The following is an 8,956-nucleotide window of genomic DNA, read 5'->3' as shown; positions in this document are numbered from 1 at the left end:
CAGCCACGGGACCATTCTGACCGCCCAGCGCCGCCCGGTACCGCAACCAGACGACACGTCACAACGGGGCGAACGTTGCCTGATGCGGCACTAGTAAGCGCGCTTACCGGAATTCCTCTTGCAGCTCCTCCGAATTTCGGAGGTGACGCCGATGAGTCGGCGTGACGAACTCCTCACCGTTCCCCAGGTGCTCGACGAGTTGGGCGGGCTCTCTCGCCGGACCTTCTACCGCTGGCGCGAACTCGGCCACGCGCCCAAGTGCATCAAGCTGCCCAACGGCGAGATCCGTATCTGGCGGAGCGACTTCGCGGCCTGGCTGAACACCCTCCGGGAGGCGGCATGACCGTCTCCTACGACGTGAAGATCTGGGATCTCCGCCGCAAGTCCTCGGGCAAGACGCTGTCCTACATCGTCCGGTGGAAGGTGGGGCCCAAGGAGAAGTCCAAGACCTTCAAGACCAAGGCCCTCGCCGAGAACTTCCTCTCGGACCTCCGACAGGCTGCCAAGAAGGGGGAGCCGTTCGACCTTGCGACTGGCCTTCCCGAGTCGATGGCCACCTCAGGGGCTGACTCTGGGCCGACCTTCTTCGACTTCGCGCGGTCGTACATGGCGGCCCGTTGGGTCCACTCGGCGGCCCGGACCCGGGAGACGATGACGTACGCCTTATTGTCTCTCGTCCCCGTGCTCACGAAGGACCTTCCGGGCAGGCCTGATGATGAGGACCTCCGCGCGGTACTGCGGGAGTACGCCTTCCTGCCCGACCGGCGACGCGGCGAACTGCGGCCTGAGCACAAAGCGGCGTTCAGCTGGCTTGAAGCGGCATCTCTGCCTCTCGTCGACCTGTTGGAACCGGTCACGATCCGCTCAGCCCTCGACGCGATCGCCCTCCGTTTCGACGGCGAGCCGGCGGCAGCCAACACAGTACGGCGCAAGCGGGCCGTACTCCATCACATGATGGAGTACGCGGTGGAACTCAAAATGCTGTCTGCGAACCCGCTGCACGCGGTGAAATGGAAGCCCCCGAAAGCCACCGGGTCCGTCGATCCTCGGACGGTGGTCAACCCGGATCAGGTGCGGGAACTGCTCGATGCCGTGAAGCACGTAGGTTGGACGCGCGGTCCCCGGATGGTGGCCATGTTCGCCTGCATGTACTACGCGGCGCTCCGCCCGGAAGAGGCCTCGGGGCTGTGTCGGCAGAACTGCGATCTTCCCGCTCAAGGCTGGGGCCTGATCACCCTGGAGAAGGCGCGTCCGCAGGCGAACAAGCGGTGGACGAACACGGGGGAGACCCATGACGAACGCGGTCTCAAGCACCGAGCCAAGGACGACACTCGGGAGATCCCGATCCCTCCGGTCCTCGTCGCGATCCTCCGAGAGCACATCGAGAAGCATGGTGCCGAGAGGGATGGCAGGCTCTTTCGCACGAGCAAAGGTCGGCCTTTCTCTTCCTCGGCGTACTCCGGCGTCTGGCAGGAAGCCCGGCGGCTGGCGTTCACCGTCGAACTGATCGCTTCTCCGCTGGCGGCCCGGCCGTACGACCTTCGGCACGCCGCGGTTTCCCTATGGCTGAACGCGGGAGTTCCGCCGACTGAGGTGGCCCAACGTGCCGGACATGGCGTTGACGTACTTCTTCGTGTCTATGCGAAGTGCATCGAGGGGCAGCGTGCTCGCGCGAACGGGCAGATCACCCAAGCCCTGGAGACATGATCAGACATATCTGAAGAGGCCCCGGAAAGTCGGGGCCTTTTCACATTCCTATCTACGACGAGTTCTCCAGGGTACGCCGGATAGTGGCGCTGATGTCAGGATCGTCTTCCACAGCAAGGCGCTCAGTGAGAAGCGTGCGATGGTTCGCGTCTAGGGCCAAACCGTCGGAGGTCTGTACGGGGAGGAGGATGACAGCGAGAGAGCGCACCTTCGGACTCGGATCAGTAAGGGCGGAGACAAGTAGATTGCCTTGTTCGTCCTGGGCCCGCAATGCACGTAAAACCATCTCGCGGACGATGTCGTCGGGGTCACTGCCGAGTGCACGGGCGAGCGCATTGAGCGCGATCTCCCCAGGTCGCGGATAGGTGATGAAAGTGCAGGCGGCGGCACGTCGCCATGCGGGGGACGGGTGGGTCAGCAATGTGGCCGTCAGCGTCTCCGGGTCTCCGGCCAACTGCTCGGTGAACCAGTTCAGGTTGGTATGACCGAGGAGAACGAAGTCGAGCCAGCGTTCATACCAGGTCAGGAGGTCGGCATCGGTGTAGAAGCGAGGCGGAAAGCAGTCGTCCCCGTTGACCTCTACCAGCCTTCCACGAGAGGGGCCAGTGACGACGAGCAAGGTGTAGTCGGTACACCCTCCGTAGACAACGGTCACTGCGCCCGGGAAAATGCCGTCAAGGCCGTAGCGCGTGACCCAGTCGGTAGGGGGCTCGGTGTCGGGAGAGAAGGGAAAGGGACGAGCGAGTAGGTCGTCATCAATGTGAGGACTGTTCGCGTCGCTCCAACGGTCGAGGGTGAGCAGGCCGTAGGTGGGTCCGTAGCCGCCATGTCCTACCTGGGTGAGGAATTGCCGATACTCTTCGGGCAGCGTGATGCCGTGATTGACCTCGAAGGCGGCGATGTCTGCCTCGGTCAGTGGTGGACCCAGACGTGCGTTCTCGGCTACGGGGAGGGAAGCGAGCTTGGCGTGGATCCGGGCAACGCGATCATCCACCGGGTTCATCTTCTCTGTTCTTAGGGCCGAGGAAGTGTGATCATCCTAGGCCTTGTCACCATCAGAGCATTGATGGCCAGTTGTCGGCCTGTAGTTGAGGGAAATGACCTGGCCAAATGCTCACAAGACCATCCCGTGAATAGACCGTGACCAGTGAGTCGGGGCTGCGTTCGGTGGCCTACGGCTGTGCGCGGCGGAAACCGTACCCGGGAAGAACTCCCAGGTCACACGGCAAATAGCAAGGTCAACTAGGTACCCCGGCATGATTCGAACATGCGACACCCGCTTCAGGAGGGCGCGGTCTGTATTGGGGCCTCATTAGGGATGACCTGCGAGAACTCCCTCCACGGCACTCGGTGTTCGTGTGGTCATCCCGCGCATGTCCCGCGTCGGACCGCCTCGTCATGGGCTGAGCAACCACCGAGAACCTTGGACTTTTGTCCCCTCGAAATTATGTCGTGATTGTCCGGAATGGAACGATTGCTGGTGTGGGGATCAGGGGCGGCGTTCCTTGTTCGTAGGACGGAGCTGCTTCAGCCAATACTCCCGTTCCGCAGGGCGACCACCTATGCGAGGCTGCCACTCTTGGCCTACCCTTGGTGTCTTCGGCGACCATGATCTCGGATGGGGCAGGCGAGTGACCAGTTGAGCAGTCCGAATCACTCCGTCGGGCAGCTTGTCGTACGTCACAGTGTTCAAGAGTAGCGGCGACCCCGTCGAGTCGAATCCCGAGTTCCACGTGCGGCTGACTATTTGGCAATGGTCGGCCATTTCGAAAATTACCATCTTGCATGCGGCGCCGTTGGCGAAGGCGCGCAACCAGATCAGCCGCTCACCAGGGACCAGGCGCTCTCGGCCGTTAATGCGACCGTTGGGGACTTTGCTGTCTCGGTCGAGGTGCTGGATGGGATCCTTTTCACCGCCAGTCTCTTCATCGCCCATACCGATGACACGGTGGGCGTCGCGAGTTCCCATGAGATCCAGTACGTCGCCGTCGTTGTGGGCCTGCCATAGATCGGTGATTTCGGCGCTTCCCATGAAATCGGGGTAAGTCACGACCAGGAAGAGATCGCCTTCCATCAGAGCCAAGGCGATTCGATCTTCATGTGCCACTTGGTACTGGTCATCGCCTTGCCAGGCGTCGATGCCGGCCTTGGCCAGGAGCGCGTCCCGCACTGTCTCAATCGCGTCCACAGCCTCGATCGCAAAGAACTCGCGCCGAGGATTGACCCGCCAAGGCTCTAGGAGGTCGTGCGCCTCTTTTTCGACGGCCCGCCAGTGCGAAGTAAGCGCGCGGAACTCGATGTCGAAGGGATATGGGACACTGGTGGAGGAGAGCTGCTCCGCGCGCTCCTCCGCAAACTTGGTCGTAAACCCGATCTTCACCATCCCCGGGATGGCCTTGTTGCTGACGACGTAGACGAAGCCGACGGAGTGCTTGGGCACGGAGTCTCCTGAGTATGAGTTAGCTCAAGGGCACCTTGCCAGGCGCAACCGACACTTTGATCATCGGTCGGGTACCCGCTTGCCCGTGGCGTCGCTACCTGCTCTCCGGGCCGACTACACCGGATCACGGATCGGACAGGTTGCGCCCCATGAATTGCCGAGCGCATGTGTGAGCCTTGCATATGCAGGCTCATTCCGTCAGAGCCAAGAGATATTAGGTGGTCCGGGCAGTTTTCTATCTCCGATCGGATGGCGTCATCATGTGTGGGGCGGTGACCGCGAGCGGGTCGCCCTAGCCGAGGCTGGCAAGGAGCGAGAAATCTGGCACCTCAGGCGCGCGCTCTCCATGAAGCAGCGGTGCCGAAGCCGGCTGGCCGCCGCGAGTGTGGAGCTGGCTTGATATATGGCCGCGCAGGGCCTACGCGAGCGGCGCCAGAAGCAGGCGCCTTCCTGCAATACTGCGATGCCAGGAAAGAACACATCGAAGATATCCCTCTTACTGGAGCAGGATCCCGAGTACACGCCCGCGCCGCCATCGCCGACGAGCCCGCCTTACGGGCCACTCCGGCATCCCGCCGCCTCGCCGCGATCTCCGTGAACGAAATCCGCCGTCTGTTCGCCTTGCTGACCCGCCCCTCAATGAGCACCACGTCTTGCACTGGTCACACTGGCGAGGACGTCACTAGACCTGTGCCCGACAAAGCCACTACCTGCGGCAACAACTCAAAGATCAATATGTGTGGCCGGAGTACTAAGCTGATCTGGCGAATGTACCTCCTACGGACGACGCGGCCTGGCTTGTCTGACGAAAAGTGCACAAAATGGCACAAAATCTATCTCTATGGCACAATTCCTGATATTGCTGCCCTTTATGTAGCGGCTCAGGGCGGCAGGGGTTTGGCGGGGGCTCGTGATGCCTGCGCGATAGACTGTGAGTTTGCTCATTGCGGCCATAATCAACTAACTCTGGGCTGATCCGGCTTTACAGGGGTTCCCCCGCACGGGAGACTCCACTACGTTCCGTGCCGGGCAGGAAATTTCGATGAGGAGCAAGGAGCACCGTGGATCCTGTGATCTTGCTGGGTGTGCCGTTCGTGACGAGCGCCTTCGACTTCCTTTTCCGACGGGCCGAGACCCTCATCGACCGTCGCGCCTCCAAGGGGGCGGACAAGGACGAGAACGTCGCAGACACTTCCATCCTGGAAGGTACTCTCCAACCTTTGAAGGTGGATGAGCGCGCTCTAGAGCGCTACGGCGACGAGTTGATGCGCCTCTACGGTGGCCTGTCCACTTACTCTCGAGAACGATCGAGAATCACGACGGAAGACGAAGCGCTACGGGAAAGGCTCGGAGAGCTACGGGTGATCCTGGAGCACATCTACGGACAGCGCATCACCTTCAAGGGGGAGAACCGGCCGCTTTCGGGTTCACGCGTGGACCAGGACGTCGAGACAGCCGAGGGACCGATGGTCGGGATCGACGCGAAGCGAATACACGGGTCTGCGGACGTCGTTCAAAGGGTCGGTAGGGTAACCGAAACCGGTAGTGTCACGGGCATCAAGGCAGAGGATCTATGGTAGATGGAGCGGCAATGGCCTGATCCGACCGAGTCCCCTTACCACTCTGATCCGCAGGCGCTGGAGGCCCGGGCCGAACTATCTGTCCTGGATGAACCGCCCGAGGAAGTCTTCCCGGCGGATGGCGAGCCCGCTCTGGATGCGGTGGGAGATCGGCCAACTAGCTTTGACGAGGGCGAAGAAGCCGAAGATTTCGCGGAAGAGCAGGACGAGGAATCCGGTGACGGGACGATGCCCCGCCACGAGATCTCGTATCCCGCGTACGATGTTTCGCTGCCGTCGCCGGGTCACAGCCTCTACGTCGAGCAACATGCGCACGGAGATAATGACGGGAAATTCGTCGGCATCGAGCTCAATGTCTACCGGCGCGCGCTGGAGCCACACGCCCTCAAGCCCGAGTACGTGCAACGAGTGGCGGCAAACTATGTGGCGTCGAAGTCCTTCCATGGCGTGGCTGTGGAATTCCATCTGCGCGAGAAGAGAATCGCCGTCATCGTCGCCCCTGAGGATCACGGGCGTCACATGGCTGCGGTATACCTCTTGGCACAACGGCCGGACATCAGGCCCCATGAGTACCAAGGAGGATCCCGCGCGGACTTCAAGGTGCAAGACCTGGAGATGCACAAAGACACTGCTTGGCTCCTGGACTTCAGAGACTCGCTCGAATTGAGCCGGAGTTTTGGCAGGTCGCTGGCGGCCGCTGCCGACGGACTGGCACGCCACAACTCCATTGTGGTCGCCATTGTGACACCGAAGGTCTGGGCCAACGCCTCTGAGGGAGGGAGCCACCTTGCGGTCGAACTGGAAAATCCTGCCCCTGTCGCGATCCTCCGGCGACGGCTGGAGGCCGCGAGAAGCGAGGATCGGAAGACCATCGTCGACGATCCTGAATCCTGGATCGCCTATGTCGACAGCGTAGGGCTTCTCCGCGAGGCTGCGCCGGCGGAGGCTGTGCGACTGGCCGACTCGGTGATCAATGCGGAGCAGTACTGGAAACAGGCCAATAGGGACGCGCGAGACCAGCTTCTCGCGGAGTATGACAAGAAGAGGGACGAGAACGGTGAAATAGGAAAAGATAAAGTTATCGAAATAATGCGGGAGATGGTGGTATCTGCTCACAAGGACTGGCGAAATTTTCTGCTAGAATGGAACAATAATAATCAAGACAGCCAGGTGCGGACATTTCAGCTCGCTGCTTCCGTACTGGACGGTGCCCCTGCGGGACATATCTTTCAAGAAGCCACTAAGCTGGCAGCAAAGCTTGGGGACTCGCTGGATGTGGTTGGTCTGCGCGGCCACGGGATTCTTCATCTCGTTTCCCAGGTGAAGGCGACCCTCGAAGACGGAGATGTGGTGCGCTTCCGTCGGCCGGGCTTCGCCGACGCCGTACTCGACTACTTCTGGATCGATCGGGAGCATCTCCAAGAAGAGTTCCTTGTGTGGCTGAGGACTCTGGTGCATCAGAGCGACCTAGATGACGATGCCACCATGGCGGTTATCAATCGCATAGCCGATTACGCAGTACGGTGGACAAGGCGAAAGAACGATTTCAAACTGGTCGCTGATCTCATGCGGAGTTGGTCGGATGCGGAGAAGCTTCGACCATTCGCAGTCCAATTAGCGACTTCTATCGCCCTGAGCTCTGACCTAGGACGGAAGATGCGCGACCTGCTTCTGCAGTGGTCAAAGAGAGAAGCGGAGAGAGGCATACGGAGATCGACCCCCGGCCTGCAGCGGGTGGTCGCACAGATCTGCGGCGGCGAGCTCGGGCGCGTCTACCCCAAATTGGCGGTGACCCGCCTCGCCTACCTGGCGGATGTCGCAGACTCGAAAACGATGAATGACGTCCTGTCCGCCGTCAAGTCCCTCTGGTGTGAGGCTGATGCCCGTACCGAGCTGCTGGAGTCCGTGAGCGCATTGATTGATGCGGATGATGCGGCCCGCCGTCGTCGGGGAGTGAACGCCTTCCTCTCCATCGCCGGAATTTCCGATGATTCTGGTGACACTCCACTCATCCTGTCGCATGCCCATGCGAACCCGGAAGATACGACCATTTCTCGATTGGTGACCTGCTGGCGAGCGGTGCTTGACGCGCCCAATTCAGGTCTCGAAGATCAAAAGATCTTCAGGGCCTGGATGAACGCGGCGGCATCGGATCCAACGCTCAGTTCCTTGACCATCGAGATTATCTATCGCGCGGCGGTGGGTGAGGCCGGCAATCGAATCAGCCGGAGCCGTCTGGTCCGCCTCGGCGAACTCCGCGGAGCTTGGCGAACCCTTGACGAGAAGGAGTGGGACCCGGCCAGGCATGACGTTTTTCAAGTACTTCAAGAAAAGATCCAGGATATCGATCCACTGAATACGAGTCGCACCAATGCACAGCATGCTTCGTGACTGGATGGGAAGCTGGCGCTTCCGGCGGCAGCCGCTGCACGATAACAAGTTCAACGCAATGCTGCCCAGCGCCTTACCCGGCTTGTATTTCAATGCCGAATTCTCGCTTTCCTGGAAGAGCCTCTCCCAGCTCCCCGTGGCGGCCGCAGGAAGTCTGGCCATCGGACGTGCGCAGGACGCTGCAGAGCAGGTTTCGGAGCGATTCTCCGTCATACGCCTCCGCGATGCGCAAAACCGGGTGAACAGCGAGCTGGGCCGGATCGTGCATGTGGTCAGCGACGGGGTCCGACTGGAGGGCGCCAGCGTGTTGCTGCGGGTAAACGAGGAAACCGAGCGGGTGGCGGCATCCCACGAGCGCAGGATGCGCGCCGGGCTGCTTGTCGCCTCCGACCTCGACGCATCCATCGACCGCGTCACCGAGTTCCGCGAGGAGGTCGTGAGAAATCCAGGATCGGCGCTCGCCTACTGGTTCATGCGGTACCCGGAACAACTCGATCGCAACGGTTACAACAACGTGATCGCGCTCGTCGAGAAGATCGCAGAGTACGACGAGAAGTCGATGTGGATACGGCTGGCCCAGATCACTCAGAAGTTCGTCCAAGACCTCCGTGACAAAGAGAAGCAAGACCTTCTCAAAGTGCTGGAGTTGCTCTTCGAGACATACGGGCAACACAGGCAGGCGACTGAGGTCGCCCAAATCCTGGAAGAGCTCCTGCAGAGGAGTCATCCCCCTGCAGGCGAACCCGGGGGCGGGTGAACGGCGTCTGCGCCGGCGGCGGTCCGACCATGCCTTGCGGCGCCGGGGCGGGCGGCGGACGGCTCGGCCACACCCTGATCA

Annotated in this window: 7 protein-coding genes; 5 read left to right on the top strand and 2 right to left on the bottom strand. The window is 61.2% G+C overall.

From position 1 onward, the window contains the following. The first annotated feature begins 151 nt into the window (after positions 1 to 151). Positions 152 to 343 (top strand): helix-turn-helix transcriptional regulator, encoded by a 192-nt coding sequence (locus ACFY2X_RS45830; protein WP_389951345.1) that lies wholly within the window; start codon positions 152 to 154, stop codon positions 341 to 343. An 80-nt stretch (positions 344 to 423) separates the two neighbouring features. After that, complete coding sequence (locus ACFY2X_RS45825) at positions 424 to 1,707, top strand: tyrosine-type recombinase/integrase (RefSeq protein WP_389951342.1); 1,284 nt, start codon at positions 424 to 426, stop codon at positions 1,705 to 1,707. A 52-nt stretch (positions 1,708 to 1,759) separates the two neighbouring features. On the opposite strand, the gene ACFY2X_RS45820 is transcribed toward ACFY2X_RS45825, so the two are convergent. Both ACFY2X_RS45820 and ACFY2X_RS45815 read right to left on the bottom strand, forming a co-directional pair. Further along, positions 1,760 to 2,710 (bottom strand): SMI1/KNR4 family protein, encoded by a 951-nt coding sequence (locus ACFY2X_RS45820; RefSeq protein ID WP_389951340.1) that lies wholly within the window; start codon positions 2,708 to 2,710, stop codon positions 1,760 to 1,762. A gap of 486 nt (positions 2,711 to 3,196) precedes the next feature. Next, complete coding sequence (locus ACFY2X_RS45815; RefSeq protein WP_389951338.1) at positions 3,197 to 4,147, bottom strand: GIY-YIG nuclease family protein; 951 nt, start codon at positions 4,145 to 4,147, stop codon at positions 3,197 to 3,199. A gap of 1,061 nt (positions 4,148 to 5,208) precedes the next feature. On the opposite strand from ACFY2X_RS45815, the gene ACFY2X_RS45810 reads away from it, so the two are divergent. Genes ACFY2X_RS45810 through ACFY2X_RS45800 form a run of 3 tightly spaced genes read left to right on the top strand, consistent with a single transcriptional unit; the run spans position 5,209 to position 8,875 of the window. Further along, positions 5,209 to 5,727, top strand: a complete 519-nt coding sequence (locus tag ACFY2X_RS45810) for a hypothetical protein (protein WP_389951336.1) — start codon at positions 5,209 to 5,211, stop codon at positions 5,725 to 5,727. After that, a complete protein-coding gene (locus ACFY2X_RS45805; RefSeq protein WP_389951334.1) occupies positions 5,728 to 8,118 on the top strand; it encodes a hypothetical protein in 2,391 nt (796 codons plus the stop codon). Beyond that, on the top strand, positions 8,108 to 8,875 hold the full coding sequence (locus ACFY2X_RS45800; protein WP_389951332.1) for a hypothetical protein: 768 nt from the start codon (positions 8,108 to 8,110) through the stop codon (positions 8,873 to 8,875). Before ACFY2X_RS45805 ends, ACFY2X_RS45800 begins: the two co-directional genes overlap by 11 nt. Positions 8,876 to 8,956 lie beyond the last annotated feature (81 nt).

Origin of the sequence: Streptosporangium sp. NPDC000396, from assembly GCF_042898655.1 — a bacterium.
Taxonomy (GTDB): domain Bacteria; phylum Actinomycetota; class Actinomycetes; order Streptosporangiales; family Streptosporangiaceae; genus Streptosporangium.
The sequence above is the reverse complement of the archived record's forward strand: the minus strand, read 5'-3'. Positions and strand labels throughout refer to the sequence as shown.

Coding starts and splice junctions, on each gene's coding strand:
- ACFY2X_RS45820 (WP_389951340.1), bottom strand. CDS start 2,710: ATGAACCCGGTGGATGATCGCGTTGCCCGGATCCACGCCAAGCTCGCT.
- ACFY2X_RS45800 (WP_389951332.1), top strand. CDS start 8,108: ATGCTTCGTGACTGGATGGGAAGCTGGCGCTTCCGGCGGCAGCCGCTG.
- ACFY2X_RS45805 (WP_389951334.1), top strand. CDS start 5,728: ATGGAGCGGCAATGGCCTGATCCGACCGAGTCCCCTTACCACTCTGAT.
- ACFY2X_RS45830 (WP_389951345.1), top strand. CDS start 152: ATGAGTCGGCGTGACGAACTCCTCACCGTTCCCCAGGTGCTCGACGAG.